Source organism: Acinetobacter sp. 25-47-122, assembly GCF_056779695.1.
In genome coordinates, this window is record NZ_JBWYIJ010000002.1 from 245,771 (window position 1) to 268,806 (window position 23,036).

Annotated in this window: 18 protein-coding genes and 1 tRNA gene; 15 read left to right on the forward strand and 4 right to left on the reverse strand. The window is 39.1% G+C overall.

The features are described 5' to 3' along the window. The first annotated feature begins 23 nt into the window (after positions 1 to 23). The 8 genes from AC1M9P_RS02700 to AC1M9P_RS02735 all read left to right on the forward strand — a co-directional run bounded on the left by AC1M9P_RS02700 (position 24) and on the right by AC1M9P_RS02735 (position 11,025). The gene (locus AC1M9P_RS02700) at positions 24 to 2,036 is read left to right on the forward strand and encodes a transglutaminase TgpA family protein (protein WP_481586657.1); all 2,013 of its coding nucleotides are present in this window, start codon (positions 24 to 26) and stop codon (positions 2,034 to 2,036) included. A 26-nt stretch (positions 2,037 to 2,062) separates the two neighbouring features. Continuing rightward, positions 2,063 to 2,139: transfer RNA gene (locus tag AC1M9P_RS02705), tRNA-Val, on the forward strand. Positions 2,140 to 2,704: 565 nt separating this feature from the next. Further along, complete coding sequence (locus AC1M9P_RS02710; protein WP_481586658.1) at positions 2,705 to 4,936, forward strand: NADP-dependent isocitrate dehydrogenase; 2,232 nt, start codon at positions 2,705 to 2,707, stop codon at positions 4,934 to 4,936. 235 nt (positions 4,937 to 5,171) lie between these two features. Then, positions 5,172 to 7,376 carry an OsmC domain/YcaO domain-containing protein gene (locus AC1M9P_RS02715; protein WP_481586659.1) on the forward strand — a complete coding sequence of 735 codons (2,205 nt, stop codon included), beginning with the start codon at positions 5,172 to 5,174 and terminating at the stop codon, positions 7,374 to 7,376. Positions 7,377 to 7,612: 236 nt separating this feature from the next. Next, a complete protein-coding gene (locus AC1M9P_RS02720; RefSeq protein WP_092766106.1) occupies positions 7,613 to 7,729 on the forward strand; it encodes a hypothetical protein in 117 nt (38 codons plus the stop codon). A 450-nt stretch (positions 7,730 to 8,179) separates the two neighbouring features. After that, a complete protein-coding gene (locus AC1M9P_RS02725; protein WP_035265860.1) occupies positions 8,180 to 9,499 on the forward strand; it encodes an NCS2 family permease in 1,320 nt (439 codons plus the stop codon). Positions 9,500 to 9,572: 73 nt separating this feature from the next. Continuing rightward, complete coding sequence (locus tag AC1M9P_RS02730) at positions 9,573 to 10,571, forward strand: adenosine deaminase (protein WP_180027578.1); 999 nt, start codon at positions 9,573 to 9,575, stop codon at positions 10,569 to 10,571. 130 nt (positions 10,572 to 10,701) lie between these two features. After that, positions 10,702 to 11,025 carry a hypothetical protein gene (locus AC1M9P_RS02735; RefSeq protein ID WP_481586660.1) on the forward strand — a complete coding sequence of 108 codons (324 nt, stop codon included), beginning with the start codon at positions 10,702 to 10,704 and terminating at the stop codon, positions 11,023 to 11,025. Positions 11,026 to 11,037: 12 nt separating this feature from the next. On the opposite strand, the gene AC1M9P_RS02740 is transcribed toward AC1M9P_RS02735, so the two are convergent. Then, the gene (locus AC1M9P_RS02740; RefSeq protein ID WP_481586661.1) at positions 11,038 to 11,595 is read right to left on the reverse strand and encodes a cytochrome b; all 558 of its coding nucleotides are present in this window, start codon (positions 11,593 to 11,595) and stop codon (positions 11,038 to 11,040) included. A 203-nt stretch (positions 11,596 to 11,798) separates the two neighbouring features. On the opposite strand from AC1M9P_RS02740, the gene AC1M9P_RS02745 reads away from it, so the two are divergent. Together AC1M9P_RS02745 and rnhB are read left to right on the forward strand one after the other, a co-directional pair. Beyond that, on the forward strand, positions 11,799 to 12,179 hold the full coding sequence (locus AC1M9P_RS02745; RefSeq protein WP_180027580.1) for a hypothetical protein: 381 nt from the start codon (positions 11,799 to 11,801) through the stop codon (positions 12,177 to 12,179). Between the two features lie 66 nt (positions 12,180 to 12,245). Continuing rightward, on the forward strand, positions 12,246 to 12,812 hold the full coding sequence (gene rnhB / locus AC1M9P_RS02750; protein ID WP_035265924.1) for a ribonuclease HII: 567 nt from the start codon (positions 12,246 to 12,248) through the stop codon (positions 12,810 to 12,812). A gap of 66 nt (positions 12,813 to 12,878) precedes the next feature. Here rnhB and csrA read toward each other — a convergent pair whose 3' ends face one another. From csrA to alaS, 3 genes are all read right to left on the reverse strand, one after another. Further along, positions 12,879 to 13,133 carry a carbon storage regulator CsrA gene (csrA, locus tag AC1M9P_RS02755; protein ID WP_035265869.1) on the reverse strand — a complete coding sequence of 85 codons (255 nt, stop codon included), beginning with the start codon at positions 13,131 to 13,133 and terminating at the stop codon, positions 12,879 to 12,881. Positions 13,134 to 13,377: 244 nt separating this feature from the next. Then, entirely contained in the window at positions 13,378 to 14,658 is a 1,281-nt protein-coding gene (locus AC1M9P_RS02760) for an aspartate kinase (protein WP_035265871.1), read from the reverse strand. Positions 14,659 to 14,723: 65 nt separating this feature from the next. Continuing rightward, positions 14,724 to 17,417 carry an alanine--tRNA ligase gene (gene alaS, locus AC1M9P_RS02765; RefSeq protein WP_171076753.1) on the reverse strand — a complete coding sequence of 898 codons (2,694 nt, stop codon included), beginning with the start codon at positions 17,415 to 17,417 and terminating at the stop codon, positions 14,724 to 14,726. Between the two features lie 368 nt (positions 17,418 to 17,785). On the opposite strand from alaS, the gene gap reads away from it, so the two are divergent. From gap to AC1M9P_RS02790, 5 genes are all read left to right on the forward strand, one after another. Further along, on the forward strand, positions 17,786 to 18,817 hold the full coding sequence (gene gap, locus AC1M9P_RS02770) for a type I glyceraldehyde-3-phosphate dehydrogenase (RefSeq protein ID WP_035265873.1): 1,032 nt from the start codon (positions 17,786 to 17,788) through the stop codon (positions 18,815 to 18,817). Between the two features lie 227 nt (positions 18,818 to 19,044). Then, the gene (locus AC1M9P_RS02775) at positions 19,045 to 20,211 is read left to right on the forward strand and encodes an ATP phosphoribosyltransferase regulatory subunit (protein WP_481586662.1); all 1,167 of its coding nucleotides are present in this window, start codon (positions 19,045 to 19,047) and stop codon (positions 20,209 to 20,211) included. Between the two features lie 70 nt (positions 20,212 to 20,281). Next, complete coding sequence (locus AC1M9P_RS02780) at positions 20,282 to 21,601, forward strand: adenylosuccinate synthase (protein WP_035265875.1); 1,320 nt, start codon at positions 20,282 to 20,284, stop codon at positions 21,599 to 21,601. Positions 21,602 to 21,738: 137 nt separating this feature from the next. Beyond that, entirely contained in the window at positions 21,739 to 22,047 is a 309-nt protein-coding gene (locus AC1M9P_RS02785) for a hypothetical protein (RefSeq protein WP_481586663.1), read from the forward strand. A gap of 102 nt (positions 22,048 to 22,149) precedes the next feature. Continuing rightward, positions 22,150 to 22,926, forward strand: coding sequence for a M48 family metallopeptidase (locus AC1M9P_RS02790; protein WP_035265878.1), 777 nt, complete (start codon positions 22,150 to 22,152; stop codon positions 22,924 to 22,926). Positions 22,927 to 23,036 lie beyond the last annotated feature (110 nt).

The window sequence follows — 23,036 nt, forward strand, 5'->3', positions numbered from 1 at the left end:
AAATAGAAAATAGGTTTAGATATATGGTACATCCTAAAGTTTCACAATCCATGCTATTGAGTTTGGCACTCATTTTATTTATCCAGATTATTTATCTGCCTTATGCTTTAATTTTGGTGCTCTGTATTGAGCTTATATATTTATGGCATATTCAAAAAAGTAAAAAAAATGTCTCCAAAGCAATAAAATTTAGTTTTACAGCAATTGCACTTGGCGCGATTTATCTGCATTACCATACCTTTGTTGGTGTTGAGGCTGGGGTAGCATCGCTGACAACTTTTCTATTTGCAAAAGCATTAGAAACTCAAAAAAAACGTGATTTGATCATCGTTTTTAATTTTGCCTTATTCGTGGCGGCAAGTACGTTTTTATACAGTCAAACGTTGTATGTTGCTTTGGGAGTAGTGCTGTGCTTAGTGAGCTGTTTTGTAGGACTTTATAGAATTCAAACCGCGGAGTTTCTGTCCACTCCTGAAACTAAAAATGGCTTAAAGCACGATATCATTCATGTCGGTAAATTCATCGGATTGGCAATTCCTTTTTTTATATTGCTCTTTATTTTTTTCCCACGATTACCTCCGCTTTGGCATCTCCCGATTCAGCAAAATAAGGGAATGACAGGAATCAGTGACTCTATGTCCCCAGGTGACATTGCTGAGCTGTCTCAGTCAAATGAATTGGCATTTCGTATTATTGGTGATATCACAAAATTACCGACGCGTTCAGAAATGTATTGGCGAGCTTTGGTCTTAGATCAATATGATGGTCAAAAATGGACGAGTCATGGATTTAATAGAGGGTTAAACGAGTTAAACTCTTATCAACTTTCTAATTTAAATCAAAAAGTTGAATATCATTATTTGGCTAAAGATCCTTCTGTAGAATGGATCATGGGATTAGAGCAATCTGTACCTAAACAACGAAATTATTATCTCCGTTATGACGGTGGTATTTCAGCTCAACGACCTATTCAAACGGCTCAACCTATAAACTTAGTTTGGTTAGGGCGTGGGACGAAAATAAATCATGAACTTAGTCAGTTTCAAATTCAGTATTACACCCAGTATCTCCGTCAGCGCGATATCAAAAGTCAAAGTTTAGCATGGGACTTATTTATTAAAAGTGGAGAGCAGCCAGAGCGTTATATCCAGCAAGTTTTAGACTGGTTTAAGCAAAATAGCTTTCAGTATTCTTTATCTCCCGGTGTTTTGAGTGGTGATCGGATAGATGCATTTATGTTTAATTCACAACAAGGATTTTGTGAGCATTTTGCTTCTAGTTTTGTCATGATGATGCGTTATGTCGGTATTCCTGCCCGAGTCGTAACAGGTTATCAAGGAGGTCAATTTGCGCCAGACCAAAAAAGTTGGGAAGTGAGGCAGTTAGATGCACATGCTTGGACTGAAGTATATTTTGGAGGTCAATGGCAGAGGATTGATCCCACTGCAATGATTGCTCCTGAACGTATTGATCAGGGAATGCAAAATTTAATTCAAAATAATCAAACACTCTACTCTGAGAATACAAATTGGTCAGTTGCAAAATATCCTTTTTTGACAAAAATTCGTGTATGGAGTGATTACGCAAGTTATCAATGGCAAAGTAAAATTGTTGGATATAACGCTGATCAACAACAGAATTGGATGACAAAATTCGGAATTCATTCAGTTGCTTCAGTGTTTGTGATTATCCTTGCAGGCTCACTGATCATATTAGGATGTTATACACTATGGATGTTGAGAAAAAAAAGAAAACACTATTCACAAATCGATTGGGTACTTCATATTTTTAATAAAAAATTAGGACTCCACAATCGCCGTTATTCTTACGAAACGGTTCGACAATGGTTGGAAAGAATTTCATCACCTTTAAGTCAAAATGATAGAGCTGTTTTCCTCGAAATTGTCATTCTGTACGAGCACTTAAGTTATTCACAATCGAGTATTTCCAAACAAGAGTTCGCAAATTTTAAGTCAATGATTAAAACTTGTTCATTTCTTTTGGTTAAATATGAAAAAGGCTTGTCAGCCAAGTGATTTTTGCATAAGATGCGAAGCATTCTAGGTGTATAGCTCAGTTGGTTAGAGCGCTACGTTGACATCGTAGAGGTCTCCAGTTCGAGTCTGGATATACCTACCAAGATTTAAAAAAAGGGCTTAAGTATTTTACTTAAGCCCTTTTTTCGTAATCAAGACATTACTTCTTTTTTTAAAAGTAAAGTATTCGTTATCACTTGCTCTATCAAGAAAAATTGCGTTTAAAAAATCTCTAAATTTGATATTAAATTATATATTTTAAGTATAAATACCCAAAATGCTTTAATCTAAATATTGGGTATTTCCGTAATTTATTAATATACCCGTACATTAACACTTACAATAACGCCCGAAATGTACGCTTTTGCCATCCTGTTTAAATATGAGACACGTATAATGTTCATATTACAGGGAAGTTGAGATCAACGTTCATTACCAGTTCTTCACTTTTCATTCAGAAGTAATGAAATTCATACAGTATTATCAAACTAAAGATGGATACTATTTTGTATGTTATTTCATCAAAATAGCGTACTAAAAGCTTATTTCATTGACTGAAATGCGACGAAGAACGATACTCTCAACGTTTTAATTTAAGCAAATCGGTTCTAAGAGACTGGACCAAAAGTTCGGTGCTCTGTAACTCAATCCAAAGCAAGGGGCTATATATGGCTGGTGGAAAGTCAACTATCATCTACACACTGACCGACGAGGCGCCATTACTGGCGACTTACTCACTACTGCCGATCATTGAGACCTTTACTAAGCCTGCTGGTGTTGAGATTGTAAAAACTGACATCTCAGTTGCAGCACGCGTGCTCGCTGAATTCTCTGAATACCTTAGCGAAGAGCAGAAAGTATCAGACAATCTTGCAGAATTAGGTCGTCTTACACAAGATCCAGACACAAACATCATCAAACTTCCAAACATCAGTGCATCTGTAGCTCAGTTGACTGCATGTATCAAAGAGCTTCAATCAAAAGGCTATGCAATTCCAGATTATCCTGAGAATCCTACGACTGAAGAAGAAAAAGCACTCAAAGCACGTTTTGGTAAATGCTTAGGTTCAGCAGTAAACCCAGTATTGCGTGAAGGGAACTCTGACCGTCGTGCGCCTGCTGCTGTTAAAAACTATGCGAAAAAACACCCACATTCTATGGGTGAGTGGAAACAGTGGTCACAAACTCACGTTTCTCACATGGATGAAGGTGACTTCTATCACGGCGAAAAGTCTATGACTTTAGATCGTCCTCGCAATGTGAAAATGGAACTGATCACCAATTCTGGTGAAACCATCGTTCTTAAAGACAAAGTTGCACTGCAAGACGGCGAAATCATCGATTCTATGTTCATGAGCAAGAAAGCACTTTGCGACTTCTATGAAAAAGAATTAGATGATTGTAAAGAAGCGGGCATCTTGTTCTCTTTACACGTTAAAGCAACCATGATGAAAGTTTCACATCCGATCGTATTCGGTCACTGTGTGAAGATTTATTACAAAGAAGCGTTCGAAAAACACGGTAAACTGTTCGACGAACTAGGTATTAACGTAAACAACGGTATGGCTGGTCTTTATGAGAAGATCGAAACTTTACCGACTTCTTTACGTGAAGAGATCATCGAAGATCTACACGCATGTCAAGAACACCGTCCTGCTTTAGCAATGGTGGATTCAGCAAAAGGTATCACTAATTTCCATTCTCCAAACGACGTGATCGTAGATGCTTCTATGCCTGCAATGATCCGTGGTGGTGGTAAAATGTGGGGTGCTGACGGTAAGCCTTACGACTGTAAAGCAGTAATGCCTGAATCTACATTTGCGCGTATTTACCAAGAAATGATCAACTTCTGTAAGTGGAATGGTAACTTCGACCCACGCACAATGGGTACTGTACCTAACGTTGGTCTAATGGCTCAAAAAGCTGAAGAATACGGTTCACACGACAAAACATTCGAAATCGCGCAAGCTGGTGTAGCTAACATCACAGATATCGAAACTGGCGAAGTGTTAATGTCTCAAAACGTGGAAGAAGGTGATATCTGGCGTATGTGTCAGGTGAAAGATGCACCGATCCGCGACTGGGTGAAATTGGCTGTTACACGTGCACGTAACTCTGGTATGCCAGCAATCTTCTGGTTAGATCCATACCGTCCACACGAAAACGAATTGATCAAGAAAGTTCAAAAATACTTAAAAGATCACGATACAGATGGTCTAGACATCCAAATCATGTCTCAAGTACGTGCAATGCGTTACACACTTGAACGTGTTGCTCGTGGTCTAGATACAATCTCTGTAACGGGTAACATTCTACGTGACTACCTCACTGACTTGTTCCCAATTATGGAGCTTGGTACTTCTGCGAAAATGCTGTCTATCGTGCCTTTAATGGCGGGTGGTGGTATGTACGAAACTGGTGCAGGTGGTTCAGCACCTAAACACGTACAACAACTTGTTGAAGAAAACCACTTACGTTGGGATTCTTTAGGTGAGTTCCTTGCACTCGCTGTTTCACTTGAAGAGCTTGGTATTAAAGAAAACAACCCTAAAGCTAAACTACTTGCGAAAACATTGGATGCTGCAACTGGTAAATTACTTGACAACGACAAATCTCCATCACGTCGTACAGGTGAGTTAGACAACCGTGGTAGCCATTTCTATTTAGCGAAGTTCTGGGCTGAAGAATTAGCAGCTCAAGACGAAGATGCTGAATTAAAAGCGACATTCTCTACTTTAGCGAAGACTTTAGCTGAAAATGAAGAGAAGATCGTTGCTGAACTTGCAGAGGTTCAAGGTAAATCTGTTGATATCGGTGGTTACTACGCAATCGATCCAGAGAAAGTAAATGCAGTTATGCGTCCAAGTGCAACTTTAAATGCTGCTATTGCAAGCATCTAATAACACTTAAGTTGAACTGAATTTCAGTTTGGCGGATTAAAAAAGCTGGTACTACGGTACCAGCTTTTTTTTGTTAAAATTTTTGTAAATAAAATACTGATTACGCCCAATTAGAGAGAGCTTAAGGGGAGGATTTAAAAAACTTTCATTCAATTTGCAAGCATTTCTGATTACAATGCGTTTTAATTTATTTTTAACTTATCTAGCTGTTTGGATAAGTTCTGTAGGTGCCCGCATGGAAATCAAAGTCAATTATCTCGACAATCTTCGACAGGAAGCAAAGTTCGATGATTTCACGGTTATTGCCGATCAACCTATTCGTTATAAAGGTGATGGATCTGCGCCAGGCCCATTTGACTATTTTCTTGCGTCTTCAGCATTATGTGCAGCTTATTTTGTAAAGGTGTATTGTGCTGCACGAGATATTCCTACAGAAAATATTCGATTATCCCAAAATAATATTGTTGATCCAGAAAACCGTTATAAACAAATTTTTAAAATTCAAGTCGAATTACCCTCAGATATCTCTGATAAGGATCGACAAGGTATTTTACGTTCAATCGACCGTTGCACTGTAAAAAAAGTGATTCAAACAGGTCCAGAATTTGTTATTGAGGAAGTTGAAAGCATTGATGCGGATGCTCAAGCTTTACTTATGCCAAATATTGCCAAGGAAAATGTGACTGTTATTCCGGGCAAAGATTTGCCGCTTGAAGAAACGATTGCCAACATGTCTGCAATTTTGGCGGGCTTAGGGATGAAGATTGAAATTGCGTCTTGGCGGAATATAGTGCCAAACGTATGGTCTTTACATATTCGCGATGCACAAGCGCCAATGTGTTTTACCAATGGTAAAGGTTCAACGAAAGAGAGTGCCTTAGCATCTGCATTAGGCGAGTTTATTGAACGTTTGAATTGTAATTTCTTCTATAACGACCAATTTTGGGGTGAAGAAATCGCAAATGCTGAATTTGTGCATTACCCAGATGAAAAGTGGTTCCAACCAGGTCCAAATGGTGAATTGCCATCAGAAATTTTAGATGAATATACACTTGAAATTTACGATCCCGAAGATGAGTTATTAGGCACACATCTGTACGACACAAATTCTGGCAATATTGAGAGAGGTATCTGTTCGTTACCATTTGTGCGCCAGTCAGACGGTGAGATTGTATATTTCCCTTCAAATTTGATCGAAAATTTGTATCTGTCAAATGGTATGAGCGCAGGAAATACCTTGGCTGAAGCACAAGTACAATGTTTATCTGAAATATTTGAGCGTGCGGTGAAGCGCGAAATTTTAGAGGGTGAAATTACCTTGCCAGATGTACCTGAACATGTTCTAGCAAAGTACCCAAAAATAGTTGAGGGTATTAAGGGACTTGAGGAGCAAGGTTTTCCAGTGCTGGTCAAAGATGCTTCATTAGGTGGGAAATTCCCAGTCATGTGCGTGACATTAATGAATCCAAGAACGGGTGGTGTTTTTGCATCATTCGGGGCTCATCCAAACTTTGAAGTTGCATTGGAACGCAGCCTTACCGAACTTTTACAAGGTCGTAGTTTTGAAGGTTTAAATGACTTACCACGTCCTACTTTCAATAGCCATGCACTGACAGAACCAAATAACTTTGTGGAACACTTTATTGATTCATCGGGCGTTGTATCTTGGAGATTCTTTAGTTCGAAATCTGATTATGATTTCGTAGAGTGGGATTTCACCAGTCAGGGTGAAAATACAAATGCTGAAGAAGCTGAAAAGATGTTCAATATCCTAAAAGAGATGGGTAAAGAAGTTTACATGGCTGTATACCAACATTTAGGTGCAACTGCATGCCGAATTCTGGTGCCAGGATATTCTGAGGTGTATTTGGTTGAGGATCTGGTTTGGGACAATACCAATAAAGCTTTAGCCTTTAGAGAAGATATTCTTAATTTACATCGTTTGGATAATGAACAGCTCGAAGCTTTGCTTGAGAAACTTGAAGAAGTTGAAGTGGATGACTATACCGATATTATTACCTTGATTGGTGTTGAATTTGACGATAATACGGTGTGGGGTCAGTTAACTATTCTTGAATTAAAATTATTGATTAACTTAGCTTTGGAAAATTTCGAAGAAGCGAAAGACCAAGTAGAACAGTTCTTACAATACAACACCAATACTGTAGAACGCGGTTTATTCTATCAATGCATGGATGTTGTATTAGAAGTATTGTTAGATGAAGAGATGGAAATTGAAGACTACGAACCAAATTTTAGACGTATGTTTGGTGATGAGAGAGTCGATGCTGCAATAGGCTCAATCGAAGGTGATGTACGTTTTTATGGATTAACGCCAACCAATATGCAACTCGAAGGCCTCGATCGTCATTTAAAACTTATTGAGAGCTATAAGAAGCTTCATGCTGCCAGAGCACGTTTTGTTTCTCAACAAAACTGATCGAATGAAAGGCCACTATGAAGAGTGGCCTTTTTATTTTAAAGATCTGAAAATTGATGCATTTAGGTGGGATATTCAATTTTTTTATAATAAAATGAAGTGGTTATGAAAAGTACTGATAGTATTTATTAAAAATAGTAATTTATTGATATTTAAGGAAAATAATTCTATTTCACTAGTATTATTTGCTAAATGCATTATCATAGTGCATGACGAGTTAACTTAAGGCGAACATTATGAATTTCTTGAAAAAAAAGAATAAAGCAAGTTTCGTTTTCTTTATTATTACTGCGTATTCCTGTCTAGGCTTTGGATTAGGTTACCTGATTTGGGAATACCTCCAAATGAAATAAAGTTCATGCTGATCGGTGAGAATGCAAATTTAGAAAGTATTCACTGTCAGCAAGCTTAATCTATTTACCATTTAAAATTAAATGATCTAAAAATCATCAGTTATTTTTTAAGGGGTATATTTAAATTTATATTTTTTAACATAATTTAAATAAAGATTAAATTTTTGCGCTTTATAACCTATGACTGTGTATTCAGCCCTTCAAATTCAGTCTATGTTATAATTAAAAATATATCCCGATAGATCGAATTGTCTAGCGACTGTTCAATTGATAGATCATCATATCAAAGCTGCTTTATTGCAGCTTTTTTAATTGTGCTTCAATTTATCGGAAATGTCATTTTGGTACGTTTATTGAATGCGTCATCTGAGCTACATTTGCCAATGAATCATTGAATAAATGATCTAAATAATTTTTACGACTCGCTCGATCTTAAGCAGGGGCTCGACAATGACAAATCCAAATTCTTCAGCGGGTTTGCTTGAACGCTTATTTAAACTAAGCGAAAACAAAACAACTTTTCGAACTGAAATGATTGCAGGGATGACGACATTCCTAACAATGTGCTACATCATCATTGTCAATCCAATGATTCTGTCTGAAACAGGAATGGATCATGGTGCGGTATTTGTTGCGACATGTTTGGCAGCAGCAATTGGTTGTTTTGTCATGGGTATTATTGCCAATTACCCAATCGCATTGGCTCCGGGTATGGGCTTAAATGCATATTTCACCTATTCGGTATGTTTAGGAATGGGTGTGCCTTGGCAAACCGCTTTAGCTGCGGTATTTGTGTCTGGTCTGGTCTTCATCGCGATCAGTATGTTTAAAATTCGTGAAGCTATCGTGAATGCCATTCCAATGTCTTTAAAATTGGCTATTGGTGGTGGTATTGGTTTATTCCTAGCATTAATCGCTTTGAAAAATGCTGGCATCATTGTGGATAATCCTGCGACTCTAGTGGGTTTAGGTGATTTAAAACAACCAACCGTTCTCTTAGCCTTATTCGGTTTTTTGATGGTTGTTGTTATGCATCACTTTAAAATACGTGGTGCGATTATCATTAGTATTTTAGTGTTGACTGCAATCTCAACATTCCTAGGATTGAGTGAATTTAAAGGTGTGGTTGGTCAAATTCCTTCAATTGCACCAACATTCATGCAAATGGATTTTGAAGGCTTATTTACCGCAAGTTTAATCGGTGTAATTTTTGTGTTCTTCTTAGTTGATCTATTTGATTCAACAGGAACGCTGGTTGGTGTTTCACATCGTGCTGGTTTACTCAAAGATGGTAAATTGCCACGCTTAAAGAAAGCTCTGTTTGCAGACTCTTCAGCGATTGTTGCTGGTGCTGCATTAGGTACATCATCAACGACACCATATATTGAGTCTTCTGCGGGTGTAGCAGCAGGGGGGCGTACAGGTCTTACAGCGGTAATAGTTGGCTTACTTTTTATTGCTTGTTTGTTCTTAGCACCGTTAGCTCAATCTGTTCCTGGGTTTGCAACTGCACCAGCCTTACTCTTTGTAGGGGTATTGATGATTCAGGGAATTACGCATATTGATTGGGATGATATTACTGAAGCGGTTCCTGCTTTCTTAACGATCGTGTTTATGCCGTTCACTTACTCAATCGCTGATGGTATTGCCATGGGCTTTATCAGTTATGCATTGGTGAAGTTACTTACAGGTAAAGCATCTACAGTACCATATATGGTATGGATTATCGCAGTATTATGGGCGCTAAAATTTGCAATGTTTGGCGGCTAATTTTTAACAGTTTTTAAAAGGGTGTAAACTCAGTTTGCACCCTTTTTATTTTTTGGTTTCATGAGGAGTAGCAATGAACCGTGTTGAGTTAATTAAAGCTTTACCTAAAGCTGAGCTTCATGTCCATATTGAAGGGACATTTGAACCTGAGTTGATGTTTGCCATTGCTCAGCGCAATGAAATTGCAATCCCATATCAATCAGTTGAAGAAGTCAAACAGGCTTATAATTTTCACAATCTGCAATCATTTCTAGATATTTACTATGCAGGTGCGAATGTATTGATTAATGAGCAAGATTTTTATGATCTTGCATGGGCATATTTTGAAAAATGTGCAGAAGATCGAGTGGTTCATACTGAAATGTTTTTTGATCCGCAAACGCATACGGATCGTGGTGTGTCATTTGAAACGGTAATTAAAGGCTTAAAACGAGCTTGCCACGATGCTGAGGAAAAATTAGGCATCACAACGCATTTGATTATGTGTTTCTTACGCCATTTGAGTGAAGAGGCCGCATTTGAAACACTTGAACAAGCGTTACCTTACAAAGACCAAATTATTGGGGTAGGGTTAGATTCAAGTGAAGTTGGGCATCCACCTTCTAAATTTGAAAGGGTATTTGCAAAAGCACGTGATGAAGGATTTTTGGTTGTTGCTCATGCAGGTGAAGAAGGTCCAGCAGAATATGTTTGGGAAGCTTTGGATGTACTTAAAGTGAATCGTATTGATCACGGCGTACGCTCTGAAGAAGATCCAAAGTTGTTGGAGCGTTTGATTGCTGAAAAAATGCCTTTAACGGTTTGTCCATTATCAAATTTAAAGCTTTGTGTTGTAGATGATATGGCAGATCATAATATTCGCCGTTTGTTACAGCAGGGTGTGCATGTAACCGTCAATTCAGATGATCCATCTTATTTCGGTGGGTATATGAATGATAACTTTATTGCGATTGCTGAGGCCTTAGATTTAACAAATCATGAATTAAAGCAACTCGCTATAAATTCATTTGAAGCATCGTTTATTTCCGATGTGCAAAAACAAAAGTGGAAAGATAAAATTCTCGCAATTTAAAACAGTTAAACTTGTTTATGTAAAATACTGGAAGGTGGGGGCAAAATCCCACCTTTGGTTTAATATGCTTTAAACAATAGAGCCGAATGTGATGTTGAAATTGAAGTCTTTGTTTTGCCTGAGTCTGCTAATGTTGCCCGTAGTTATCGCGAATGCAAATACGACATTGACACAGCGTATATTAAAGCCTGTCATCCAGTATCAATGTGAGCGTGAAGTCGACAATTCAAAAATATGGAAAATAACGACATATTTAATGAATGAAGAAAACAAAAAGAAATTAAAATTAGAAACCTGTGATTGTGTATCAAATCATGCTTTAAAAGATATTCCGGCTCAGGAACTTGCCAAAGCAACAGTTAACGAAGATATCAAGCAAGAAGTCATTCGAAAAGCCATGTTGAATAGCCTAAAAGCATGTGTGATTAGCTCTAAATCTAACTCAGAAATTTAGAGCCGTACTCAATCAATCTTTAGGTTGTTTGGTCATGCTGTCTAAGACATGATCTTTATCTATAAAGTGATGCTTTAATGCCGCAGCAATATGTCCGAGTAAAATTAAACCTGCAGCCCAAGAAATCCAAATATGTAGTGGTTTTACAATTTCAGTTACTTGAGGATTCTCACCTATTAAAGCAGGTAGATCAAATAAGAATAATACTGGTGCAGGGTAGCCGAGACTCCAACTCCATAAGCAACCCGTAATTGGTAAAGCCAGAAGCATAAAATAAAGTCCAAGATGCCCTAAATGTGCAAGTCTTTTCATGAGGGGAGACATTGTCTCTGGTAACTCGGGTGCAGGATGAGTGTAGCGCCAAAAGATACGAACCACGACCAGAAAAATAATGGTGGTTGCAATATTTTTGTGAAGCGTGATGACGTCACCTTTGAAGCTACCATCTACTTCATAACTTAAAAAATTGCCGCTATAAAAGCCGATCGCCCACGCCGTGATAAAAATAATCGCCATGACCCAATGCAAGAATTGAGCTGTACGTGTGTAATATTTGGATTTATTATTCATGATATAAACTTATGATTGAATTTCGTACATAATAATTTAAGCATAAATTATTTATAAGTATTGAAATGGGACACAGTGTTGAAAATATGCAACGGAATGCGATTTATAACTGAACATATAGTCGGGAAATACAAAAAATCTATTTCTTCATGATGTTACATTAGGCAAAATAGCTCAATTCGTAAGATCATAAGGACAATACTGTGAAAAAATTAATCGCTTTACTCGCACCAATGACATTGGTGCTCGGAGCTTGTGCTACAGGTACAACAGGGACATCATCACCTGCAGCAAATACCACTCAACAGTTAGGTTCGGCTGCACTTAAAATTGCGATCAATGCAAAATGCACAACTGAATTGAACAATATTTCTGCTTGGAAAACTGCAACGAAATTAATGACTGCAGAGCAGAAAGAAAATATCCAAGGTGAAATTTGTGGATGTGTAAGTGAAAAAGCTCCTCAAAGCGTAACTACGGTTGATTTGGCTACAGCAGCAATTGATCCAACAGCACGTGCAACAATCGTCAGCAATATCGTGACTAAAACTATTAATGAATGTGTAGCTGAAGCTGTACGTTAATTTTAAAGATATATGAATAGGCTGATTTTGATCGGCCTATTTTTTTAAGGATAAATTAGGAAAATGATGATGATTGCTGGTGCTGATGAAGCAGGGCGCGGTCCACTGGTGGGATCGGTCGTTGCTGCTGCTGTAATTTTGGATCCTAACAATCCGATTCTTGGGTTAAATGATTCTAAAAAACTCAGTGAAAAGAAACGTGAAAAATTATTTATAGAGATCAAAGAAAAAGCACTAGCTTGGGCTATAGCTGAAGCGAGTCATCAAGAAATTGATGAACTCAATATATTGAATGCTTCGTTGTTGGCAATGCGTCGTGCCGTTGAACAATTGACTGTGCAACCACAACATGTATTGGTTGATGGTAATAAAATTCCCCAAGGATTGAGTATGAGTTGTGATGCTGTAGTTGGAGGAGATGCATTACATCCAGAAATTTCTGCTGCCAGTATCCTGGCTAAGGTGACACGTGATCATCAAATGTTAGAACTTGATGCTAAATATCCTCAGTTTGGTTTTGCAAAACATAAAGGCTACCCGACCAAAGCTCATTTTGAAGCTATTGCACAGTTTGGCGTGGTTGAAGAGCACAGGCGTAGTTTTGGTCCAGTACGCAAATCATTGGGACTTTAAACAGCTTAAACACCAAAAATTTAAAGCGGCTAAATTTAGCCGCTTTAGTCACAAAATCATTTCTAATCAACGATTGAAATCATTTTGAGTGTAATTCTCTTCTTCGTAAGAAGGTTGGTAATCTTGGTCAAGATGTTGCAAGTGCTCATGCATCGCACGTTCATGCTGAATTCGTTGATAGATTTCTTCACGATGTACAGATACTTCTTTAGGCGCATTCACACCAATTCGCACTTGGTTACCTTTTACACCAAGTACAGTGACACTGACTTGATCCCCAATCATTAATGTTTCACCAACACGACGGGTGAGAATCAGCATGTTTATCTCCTTGCTTAAACGCTAAACCTGCGATAGTTTTTTCAAAAAGTGAAAATAACAACCTCGGCACCACGAAATATTTTAATAGATAAGTGTGACGAATTTAACCATTCGCACAGGACTATTGAAATTATCCCATAAACCTCTAGACCTAATATAACAGAGCCACTATAGGAAAAACTATAGTGGCTCTGAATATTTCTTCATCAAGTATGCATTGTTTCTGCTAACTCATGACAGAAAATTAAGCACGTGCGCTAGACTCGCCATGTTCGCGGTCAAGACCAAACGCAGTGTGAAGTGAGCGAACAGCAAGCTCTAAATAATTTTCTTCAATAATAACAGAGATTTTGATTTCAGAAGTTGAAATCATCAGGATATTGATGCCTTCATCAGCAAGTGCTGTAAACATTTTGCTTGCAACACCAGCATGAGAGCGCATACCAACACCTACGATAGATACTTTTACAATATCATCACGTGTTGCAACTTCACGAGCACCGATTGCTTGAGCAGTTTCTTCAAGAATTTTTTTCGCTTTAGCAAGTTCGCCACGATTGACTGTGAATGTGAAGTCAGTTGTACCATCTTCTTCAACGTTTTGGATGATCATATCCACTTCGATATTTGCATCACCAATCGGTTTTAAAATTTTAGATGCAATACCAGGAAGATCAGGCACACCTAAGATAGTTAATTTAGCTTCGTCACGGTTAAATGCGATACCAGAGATAATTGGCTGTTCCATTTTGTCTTCCAATTCAGTAGTGATAAGTGTTCCGACGTTGTTTTTGAATTCTTCGTCAAATGCGCCATCATTTTCATTGTCGAAGCTAGAGAGTACGCGTAAAGGGACTTGATATTTACCCGCGAACTCAACAGAACGGATCTGTAAAACTTTAGAACCAAGAGAAGCCATTTCGAGCATTTCTTCAAAAGAAATACGATCAACTTTCTTCGCTTTTGGTGCAACACGTGGATCTGTTGTATATACACCATCCACATCTGTATAAATTTGACATTCATCCGCTTTGAGTGCAGCTGCTAATGCAACGCCAGAGGTATCAGAACCACCACGACCCAAAGTTGTTGTGTTGCCGTTAGCATCAAAACCTTGGAAACCTGCAACAACGATGACACGACCAGCATCTAATTGTTCAGTCATGACATCTGTATCAATTGATTCAATACGTGCTTTTGTGAATGAGCTGTCAGTTTTAATACCAACTTGGCGTCCAGTCAAAGATTTAGCTTCCACACCGATAGAATTCAGTGCCATTGCTAACATTGAAATCGTTACCTGTTCACCCGTAGAAACCATTTGGTCTAATTCTCGTGGGTCAGGGGTGTCGGTAATGGCTTTCGCTAAAGCGAGTAGGCGATTGGTTTCACCACTCATTGCTGATACAACAACCACAACCTTGTGGCCGTGATCATGCCAACGCTTTACACGACGAGCAACATTTAAAATGCGCTCAGGAGTACCCATTGAAGTACCGCCATATTTTTGAACGATTAATGCCATAGTTGTTCCATATAAACCATGACCTTGAAGAGTTGTTCAAGGTCAGTTACACAAAAGGTGAAGTTTTATTTTGCAGCTAGCCAAGCAGTTAATTCTGCCATGACGGAAGCAAACTTCTCGTTAAGTGGCGCGCCACCTTGTGCCAAATCAGGCTTACCACCACCTTTACCACCAAGCTCAGTTGCTAAGTGTTTGATGATGTCACCTGCTTTTATAGAAGCTGTGAAGTCTTTAGCTACAGATGCGATCAAGCTCACCTTGTCACCCTCTACACCTGCAAGGACAATCACAGCATTTTCTAATTTTGATTTCACGCCGTCGTGTAGATTGCGAAGTGATTTCGCATCCATACCTTGAACAGTCGTGATTAACGTTTTGCGACCTGCAATTTCCTTAACTTGGCTAAGTAGTTCACCCGCCTGTAAATGTGCAAGTTTTTGATTCAATTGATCGATTTGCTTTTGTAAGCTTGATGCTGTGTCCGCTAAGGCTTCAACTTTCTCAATCGTTTGATCTTTTTGTGCTTTCAATAAGCCATTAATCGTGTTGATGTCTCGATCAGCTTTTTGAGCCACCTCAATTGCTTTCGAACCTGTAACTGCTTCAATACGACGTACACCTGCAGCAACACCGCCTTCAGAAGTGATTTTGAACAGACCAATGTCACCTGTACGTTTTACGTGAATGCCGCCACAAAGTTCGATCGAGAAGTTTTTCTCTTCAATGATTGAACCCATAGAAAGTACGCGAACTTCTTCGCCATATTTCTCACCAAACAACATCATCGCGCCTTTAGCTTTTGCAGATTCGATGTCAAGGAGTTCGGTTGTTACAGGCGTATTGGCAATCACTTCAGCATTTACCAGACGTTCAATTTCTTGAATCTGTTCAAATGTCACGGGTTGATCATTGGCAAAGTCGAAACGTAACACGTCAGAAGCAACCAATGAACCTTTTTGTTGAACATGTGAACCCAAGATTTGACGAAGTGCAGCATGTAGAAGGTGAGTCGCAGAGTGGTTACGTGCTGTTGCTGCACGGATGTCTGCTTTAACTGTTGCTTCTACATTTTGAGTAACTTTAAAGTTACCCATGGTCACGATACCTTGGTGAACGAACGCACCACCAGATTTTTTCGTGTCTTGAACTTCGAAAATACCTGTATCGTTTTTAAAGATACCTGTATCACCGATTTGACCACCGCTTTCTGCATAGAAAGGTGTTTGGTTTAGAACGATTAAAGCTTCATCACCTTCAACGACTTCATCAACTTGTTCGCCATCTTTATAGATTGCGATGATTTGACCCTCACCAGCAGTTGCATCGTAGCCGTCAAACTGAGTTTCGCCTTCAACTTTTACAACGCTGTTGTAGTCGATTGCGAATTTACCCGCATCACGTGCACGTTGACGTTGAGCAGCCATTTCTTTTTCAAAACCAGCTTCGTCAATGGTTAAATCACGTTCACGTGCGATATCCGCTGTAAGGTCAGTTGGGAAGCCGTACGTGTCGTAAAGTTTGAAGACCACTTCGCCTGGAATTACAGAACCTTTTAAGTTCGCAAGTTCACCTTCAAGCAATTTCAAACCTTGTTCTAAGGTTTTAGCAAATTGCTCTTCTTCCTTTAAAAGTTGAGCTTCAATACGCGCTTGTTGTGCTTCAAGTTCAGGATAGGCAGCGCCCATCACCTCAATTAAAGGCTTTAACATTTTGTGGAAGAATGAACCTGTCGCACCCAATTTGTTACCGTGACGTACTGCACGACGGATGATACGACGTAGTACATAACCACGGCCTTCGTTTGAAGGGTTTACACCATCAGCAATCAAGAATGAACATGAACGTGCATGATCTGCAACTACTTTTAAAGACGCAGGGTATTCAACTGGTTTGCCTTCAGCTTGTGCTTTCGCTTCAAGTTCAGCAGTATCTAAACCAATAATTTCAGCTGCAGCTTTAAGCAAATGTTGGAATAGGTCGATTTCGTAGTTTGAGTTTACGTGTTGTAAAACAGCAGAAATACGCTCTAAGCCCATACCTGTATCAACGGAAGGTGCTGGAAGAGGGTGAAGTACGCCATCAGCAGTACGGTTAAACTGCATGAATACGTTGTTCCAAATTTCGATGAAACGGTCGCCATCTTCTTCTGGTGTACCTGGTAAACCACCCCAAATGTGATCGCCATGGTCAAAGAAGATTTCAGAGCATGGACCACAAGGACCTGTGTCACCCATTGCCCAGAAGTTATCTGAAGCGTATTGACCGCCTTTGTTGTCGCCAATACGAATAATGCGAGACTCATCTAGACCGATTTCTTTGTTCCAGATGTCGAATGCTTCATCATCAGTGTGATAAACCGTTGCATATAATTTGTCTTTAGGTAGGCCTAACCATTTTTCATTGGTTAAGAAATCCCAAGCGAATTTAATCGCGTCACGTTTAAAGTAATCTCCGAAAGAGAAGTTACCTAACATTTCAAAAAACGTATGGTGACGAGCTGTGTAGCCCACGTTATCTAAGTCGTTATGTTTACCGCCAGCACGAACACATTTTTGTGATGACACTGCACGTACATAATCTCGTTTTTCTAGGCCTAAGAAGCAATCTTTGAACTGGTTCATACCAGCATTTGTAAAGAGCAAAGTTGGGTCATTGGCAGGAACTAGAGAACTCGACGCGACACGTGTGTGGCCTTGCGATTCAAAGTAACGCAAAAATGCTTCACGAATTTCAGCTGATGTCATAAAACGAGTACTCACAACCAAGTCACTCCATTAATTCTGTATTGGCAAATAATATGTCTGGGAAATAAAGTGCGAATTCACAATAAAATTCACCCCAGCATACCGGGCTAAAAGTTTAAAAACGCCAAATTATAACGGAATTTGCCACCTGTACCAATGATTTTAAAGTGTTTTAATGACAATTCTCTTTAATTCTGGTTTTAGGTGGAATTTTAAGCATTAACGTTGTTGAGACGATTCTTAAATGCTCAAGCTGTGTATCTCGTACGAAGATCAATCAAAAATATTGAGTAGTCATAAGACCATTATTTATTACTGTATAGTTTAGAAATACTTTAACATAGAGCTTTCAAGAACTTGTATTAAAGAGTTGAAGGTTACATATGCAACGTATCGCAATTAACGGATTTGGACGAATCGGGCGAAATGTTTTAAGAGCTTGGTTTGAAAATCCAAAGCAATTCAATTTTGAAATCGTTGCGATTAATGATGTGGCTGATGTAGAAACTTTAATTCATTTATTTAAATATGACACCACACATGGAAGATTTCATGGGGAAGTGGAGTTGAGTTATGTGGCAGAGCAAGTATTTCTCAATATTTATGCCTATCAAAAAAAATTATCTATTGAAGTTCACTGTCAAACAGAACCAGATCAACTACCATGGAAGCGTTTAAACGTTGATGTTGTTTTAGAGTGTACTGGTTTATTTAGATCTCGAGCAGAAGCGACACGCCATCTCAATGCTGGCGCTCAACGCGTGATAATTGGGGCTGCACCTTTTGATACGGTTGATGCTGCAATCGTCTACGGGGTAAATCATAAAGAGGTTAAAACTACGGATCAGATTATTTCGAGTGTTTCATGTACGACACAAGCATTGGTTCCTCTGGTCAAAATTATTGACGATGCCTTTGGCATAGAAAGTGCGTTAATGACAGAAATTCATGCTGTTACAGCGGATCAATCCGTTTTAGATCACGTTCACCGCGATTTACGTCGTGCGAGGGCGTCTGGGCAAAACATTATTCCAACGACTTCATCTGCTCTAGGTGCAATCAAACGTGTCATGCCAAAAATGGAAGGGCGAATAGACGGTTACTCAATTCGTGTTCCTACCATTAATGTGGCAGCTATTGATTTGACATTTATAGCGCAACAGCCAATTACAGACCATCAGTTAAATGAAGCGTTAATTTCAGCAGCACGAGAGCAATTTTCGGAAATTATGTCGGTAACAGATGAGCCTTTAGTATCATCTGACTTTAATCATTCTCCATTTTCACTCATTGTAGATTTAACTCAAACCATGGTGGTCGGGAAGCAAGCTAAAGTCTATGCTTGGTATGATAATGAATGGGGATATACCAATCGTTTACTGGATTTATGTCATTCATTTCCAGATCAGTCATGAAACTGAAATGCTGTGTCTTTTATAAAGGCTTATGTCTATAACATAGATCAACTGCTAGTGCGTTCAGAATTACCAATCGAAGCTTATGAATAATCTAAAATTCCGATTTAATTATTTAAAAGTCTGATGCACATGGGGGTTGATCGTGATAGACTAGGAGAAATCGGGTGTGTTCCCGATTTTTTTATGCGGATTTGTTCCGCGCTGACAGAATTTAGGTTTACAACATGCCCATTTCAGAGACATGGTTATTACCTGATGGTGTAGCTGATGTATTACCAGAGCAAGCGCAAGTTATTGAAACTTTGCGTCGTACCGCGTTAGATTTCCTCGCAGCTCGAGGTTATCAATTGGTGTACACGCCATTTATTGAATACATCGAATCTCTATCTTCTCTTTCAGAATCGAATCAAGATTTAGACTTAGCCACATTTAAAGTAATCGATCAACTTTCAGGTCGTTTACTTGGTGTGCGTGCAGATATGACGCCTCAGGTGGCGCGTATTGATGCACACGTGTATCCAGTTGAAGGTGTTGCACGCTATTGCTACGCTGGAACGGTACTTCATACCAAACCACAAGGTTTCAATACCACACGTGCGCCTTTACAGCTCGGTGCTGAGTTGTTTGGTTCAGACAGTATCGATGCTGACGTCGAAATGATCGATGTCATGTTGGAATTATTAAAAAATACAGGTGTAACTGAGGCGATCCATTTAGATATTGGACACGTTGGTCTATTCCGTAGCTTAGTCAAACATGCAGGATTGAACAAAGCTATAGAGTCGCATCTATCTGATTTATATCAGCGTAAAGCATTACCAGAGCTTGCTGAATATACGCAACAACTTAAATTCGGCTCTGATTTTTATGCGCTTGGTCGTTATGCAAGTGATTTAGTCGCTTTAAAATCACATTTAAGCCAAGAAATCTTAGAAGATTCGGCATTCCAAGAAGCATTTAATGCAGTTCAAAGCACACAAGATGCGATTCAGCAACGTTGGCCAAATCTGCATATTGGTATCGATGTTGTAGAGCTTCGTTCATATCACTATCACACTGGCTTAATGTATGCAGTGTATGCACCAAATCGTGCTGCACCATTAGCTCAAGGTGGACGTTATGATGGTATTGGTGAGCATTTTGGTCGTGCACGTCCAGCAACTGGCTTTTCATGTGACTTATACGCTTTAAGCGCTGGTCAATTTAAAGCATTGGAAGTGATCGTTGCACCTAAGGGAAATAATGCTGACCTAGTCAAAGCAATTCAAGGATTACGTGATCAAGGTAAAAGCGTTGTGCAGTTGCTTGGTCAAGATGAGTTGAATTCAGTACCTAACGCGACTCACCAGTTGGTGAATCAAGCGGGTGAGTGGAAACTCGAACAGATTTAATCACCTGATTTGAATACTAAATTTCAAATCATGTTCTTCAATTTTAACAGCATGATGCAATGAGGCTATTATGGGCAAGAATGTTGTGGTACTTGGTACCCAATGGGGCGACGAAGGTAAAGGTAAAATCGTTGACCTGCTCACAGATCAAGCGGCTGCAGTTGTTCGCTATCAAGGTGGACACAATGCAGGTCATACTCTCGTCGTAGGTGGTAAGAAAACTGTTTTACACCTCATTCCATCTGGTATTTTACGTGAAAACGTACTTTGCTTAATTGGTAACGGTGTAGTGCTTTCTCCTGAAGCGTTAATCAAAGAGATGACGATTCTTGAAGAGCAAGGTGTGCCAGTTAAAGAACGTTTACGTATTTCTCCAAACTGTCCATTAATTTTGCCAAACCATATTGCATTAGACCAAGCACGTGAGAAAAAACGTGGGAATGCCAAGATTGGTACAACAGGTCGTGGTATTGGTCCAGCGTATGAGGATAAAGTTGCACGTCGTGCGGTTCGTGTCGCTGATTTAGTGCGTGGTGGTGATCATCTTAAAGCATTGCTTGAAGAGTTACTTGAATACCATAACTTCCAATTAACACAGTTCTACGGTGTAGAAGCGGTTAAGCTTGAAGACGTGCTTGCGTTATGTGATCAATGGCGTGAAGTTGTTGCTCCACTGGTTGTTGATGTTACTGGCGAATTGCATAAATATCGTAAGAACGGTGACAACATCATGTTTGAAGGGGCTCAAGGCTCACTTCTTGATGTTGACCATGGTACTTATCCATACGTAACATCTTCAAATACGACTGCTGGTGGTGTGAGTTCTGGTTCTGGTCTTGGTCCATTACACCTTGACTATGTATTGGGTATTACCAAAGCTTATACAACTCGCGTAGGTGCAGGTCCATTCCCAACTGAGTTGGTTTATGATGCTGCAAACGATGTTGGTGATGCAATTGGTAAGCACCTTGGTACTGTAGGTTCAGAATTTGGCGCATCTACTGGTCGCCAACGTCGCTGTGGTTGGTTCGATGCTGAAATCCTTCGTCGTTCAGTAGAAGTAAACTCACTTTCGGGTATTTGCTTGACTAAACTTGACGTTCTTGATGGTTTAGAAGAAATCAAAATCTGTGTCGGTTATGAGGCTGCAGATTCGGGCTGCGTAGGTTCTTCTGATGCACTTGCATTTGAAACTTTAAAACCAATTTACGAAACAATGCCTGGTTGGACTGAGTCTACTTTTGGTGCTAAATCTTTAGACCAATTGCCAGAAGCAGCAATCAACTATATTAAGCGACTTGAACAGTTAATCGAATGTCCAATCGACATCGTATCAACTGGTCCAGACCGTGATGAAACGATTATTCTTCGTCACCCGTTTGAAGCTTAATTAAAAGTTTTAAAAAAGCCCTGTGATATCACAGGGCTTTTTTTGATCTAAACAACGACCAAAGTTGTATAAAAATTGGCTGTGCTGAATCTTAGAGATTGTTAAAATCGAATGTATAAAATAATAGAGTGTGCAGGATGCATAAAAATATTTCTGGAACAATGTTTTATTCGTTGTTATTTGCAATGGGGGGGGCACCCACGATTGCGATGATGATAATTCGATCTCAAACAGTAGCCGAAGAAGTGGTATACCAAGTCTTTATTGGACTGTCGATTATGATCGCTTGCGTATTGGTCCCTATTATTTTAATTCAAAACACCTATTTATTTTTTAAGCGTAAAGATGAGAAGCTCGAAACTCGTTTAAAACCGTGGAGTCAAACCTATCTCGTGCTTAATATTTTTTGTTTGGTCTTTTGGATTAGCTATCAATTTGTTTACTAAATTACATAACAAATAAAAAAGTGAAGAAAAATGAGATATTAAGCGTAGTTGAGTTTGTTTATAATTAAGAACAAGTACTTTCAAGTAGATTGGAACATTATAATGAAGAACAAATTATTGCTCGGTCTTACTGCGTCTGCGGTGATCTCGATTTCAGGGTGTACAACATTTGCGGATATGGCGGGTGCAGACTCAGCGACATTAAATGCAGCTGCTGCACAAAGTTACTCGCAAGCCATTGATACAGCTCGCAGTAAGGGCTTATTGGATACAAGCTCAAATACCTATAAGCGTATTACCAATGTCTACAATCGTTTGCGTCCATATGCTGATCAAATGAATCAAACGGGTCAGCCATTCCAATGGCAAGTGTCTGTAATTAAATCAAGTGAATTAAATGCTTCTGTCATGCCAGGTGGTAAAGTTGTTTTTTATACAGGTATTGTGGAACGTTTAAATTTAACAGATGCTGAAATTGCGGCCATCATGGGGCATGAAATGATCCATGCTTTGGAAGAGCATGCAAAAAGCAAATTGGGTGCTCAAGCTTTAACTGACTTGGCTTTAGGTGTTGGTTTAAGTGCAGCTGGGGTAGGTCAAGGTGGCGCAGCAGTTGCACAAATTGGTTCTCAACTGGGTGTAGGGTTGCCTTATTCACGTAACTTGGAGAGCCGTGCTGATCAGGGTGGATTAATGTTAATGGCTAGAGCTGGGTATAACCCACAAGCAGCGATTACGTTATGGGAAAAGATGGCTAAAGCAAGTAATGGTGGCAATGCATCTTTCTTATCAACACACCCTTCAAATGCTCAACGAATTGAGGCGATGCGTAAAAACTTACCTGCAGCTCAAGCGATTTATAACCAAAGTCGCCGTTAAAAGAATAAAGCTAAAAAGGATGCGATAGCATCCTTTTTTTATATTCACCACTCAGTAAATTGTTATCACAGTATGGCTTTGATTCAAATGTATTGAAATCGAATTTATTA

What these genes read in the sequence shown, in the direction of transcription:
- AC1M9P_RS02790 (WP_035265878.1), top strand. Translation starts at nt 22,150, where the DNA reads ATGAAGAACAAATTATTGCTCGGTCTTACTGCGTCTGCGGTGATCTCG.
- AC1M9P_RS02760 (WP_035265871.1), bottom strand. Translation starts at nt 14,658, where the DNA reads ATGGCATTAATCGTTCAAAAATATGGCGGTACTTCAATGGGTACTCCT.
- AC1M9P_RS02720 (WP_092766106.1), top strand. Translation starts at nt 7,613, where the DNA reads ATGAATTTCTTGAAAAAAAAGAATAAAGCAAGTTTCGTTTTCTTTATT.
- gap (WP_035265873.1), top strand. Translation starts at nt 17,786, where the DNA reads ATGCAACGTATCGCAATTAACGGATTTGGACGAATCGGGCGAAATGTT.
- AC1M9P_RS02710 (WP_481586658.1), top strand. Translation starts at nt 2,705, where the DNA reads ATGGCTGGTGGAAAGTCAACTATCATCTACACACTGACCGACGAGGCG.
- AC1M9P_RS02700 (WP_481586657.1), top strand. Translation starts at nt 24, where the DNA reads ATGGTACATCCTAAAGTTTCACAATCCATGCTATTGAGTTTGGCACTC.
- AC1M9P_RS02725 (WP_035265860.1), top strand. Translation starts at nt 8,180, where the DNA reads ATGACAAATCCAAATTCTTCAGCGGGTTTGCTTGAACGCTTATTTAAA.
- AC1M9P_RS02730 (WP_180027578.1), top strand. Translation starts at nt 9,573, where the DNA reads ATGAACCGTGTTGAGTTAATTAAAGCTTTACCTAAAGCTGAGCTTCAT.
- AC1M9P_RS02715 (WP_481586659.1), top strand. Translation starts at nt 5,172, where the DNA reads ATGGAAATCAAAGTCAATTATCTCGACAATCTTCGACAGGAAGCAAAG.
- AC1M9P_RS02740 (WP_481586661.1), bottom strand. Translation starts at nt 11,595, where the DNA reads ATGAATAATAAATCCAAATATTACACACGTACAGCTCAATTCTTGCAT.
- AC1M9P_RS02785 (WP_481586663.1), top strand. Translation starts at nt 21,739, where the DNA reads ATGCATAAAAATATTTCTGGAACAATGTTTTATTCGTTGTTATTTGCA.
- AC1M9P_RS02780 (WP_035265875.1), top strand. Translation starts at nt 20,282, where the DNA reads ATGGGCAAGAATGTTGTGGTACTTGGTACCCAATGGGGCGACGAAGGT.
- csrA (WP_035265869.1), bottom strand. Translation starts at nt 13,133, where the DNA reads ATGCTGATTCTCACCCGTCGTGTTGGTGAAACATTAATGATTGGGGAT.
- rnhB (WP_035265924.1), top strand. Translation starts at nt 12,246, where the DNA reads ATGATGATTGCTGGTGCTGATGAAGCAGGGCGCGGTCCACTGGTGGGA.
- AC1M9P_RS02735 (WP_481586660.1), top strand. Translation starts at nt 10,702, where the DNA reads ATGTTGCCCGTAGTTATCGCGAATGCAAATACGACATTGACACAGCGT.
- AC1M9P_RS02775 (WP_481586662.1), top strand. Translation starts at nt 19,045, where the DNA reads ATGCCCATTTCAGAGACATGGTTATTACCTGATGGTGTAGCTGATGTA.